The sequence below is a fragment of the Streptomyces phytophilus genome, from assembly GCF_013870535.1.
Taxonomy (GTDB): Bacteria; Actinomycetota; Actinomycetes; order Streptomycetales; family Streptomycetaceae; genus Streptomyces; species Streptomyces phytophilus.
In genome coordinates this window covers 1-1,001 of the sequence record NZ_JACBXC010001743.1, presented here as the reverse complement: position 1 = coordinate 1,001, position 1,001 = coordinate 1, and the positions used below count along the sequence as shown (strand labels likewise).

Genomic DNA, 1,001 nt, shown 5'->3' with positions numbered 1-1,001 from the left:
GTGCACCTGGCGTACCGCCCGGGGGTGCCGCTGGTGACGGAGGTGTGGCGGCGGGGAGAGCGGGTGACGCGGGCGACTGCGCCGGTCGGCAACTGACGGCGGTAGTCGGGAGGGACTGTGCCGGTCGGCAACTGAGGCCGACAGCGGGGAGGGAGCGCGCCGGTCGGCAATTGATGGTGGCAGCCGGAGGGAGCGCGTCCGTCAGCAACTGAGGTGGGTCTCCGGGGCGTCCGCCGCGGGGCGTGCCGTCAGGTGGTCCACCGCCGCGCGCTCCGCGCACTCGTTGCCGAAGCCCACCAGCCCGTGCCGCCCGCCGGGCACCGTCAGCAGCGGCGCCCGGAAGCGCATCGCGACCCGCTCCGCGCCCACCGCCGGCGTGCGGATGTCGTCCTCGCTGTTGACCAGCAGCAGATCCGCCCCGTCCGCCGCGCCGTAGCCCCCCTCACCGCCCGCCGGGCGGACCGCGCCCAGCGGCTCCCCGCGCCCCGGCCAGTGCACGCAGGGCGCGTAGTCGCGCGCCACCGTCCGCGTACGCCACCGCGCCTCGTCCGCGTCGTCCAGCTCCCGCAGCAGCGCGCGCAGGTTCCCCGGCCACCGGAAGTCCGTGCAGTGCACGCCGAGGAAGAGCGCGAGCGGCGGCGGCCCCGGGTCCAGTTCGTCGAACGCCGCCCGCACGTCGCGCGGTACCTCCTTCGGTACGGCCCTGGCCGTCGGCTCGGGGACCTGCTCGTCGTCCAGCTCCTGGCGGGTGTGCAGCGTCCTCAGTACATAGGACGTGCCCGGCCTGTCCGGGTCGACGACCCCGTCGAAGACCGCCGCGCGCACCCGTTCCGGGTGGCGGGTGAGGTAGACCTGCCCGGCGACGGTGGCGTAGGAGTGCAGCAGCAGGCTGATCCGCTCCTCGCCCAGCGCGCGGCGGACCCGTTCCAGGTCGGTGGCGCCGGCGCGGGAGCCGAGGCGGGCCAGCAGCGGGCCGTAGGACAGGCGGCAGCCCTCGACGT

General features: G+C 76.1%; 1 protein-coding gene. It reads right to left on the bottom strand.

The features are described 5' to 3' along the window. Nucleotides 1-201 precede the first annotated feature (201 nt). Nucleotides 202-1,001, bottom strand: an 800-nt coding sequence (locus H5J30_RS35680) for an alpha/beta hydrolase (protein WP_181791925.1), incomplete at its 5' end; no start/stop codon positions are given.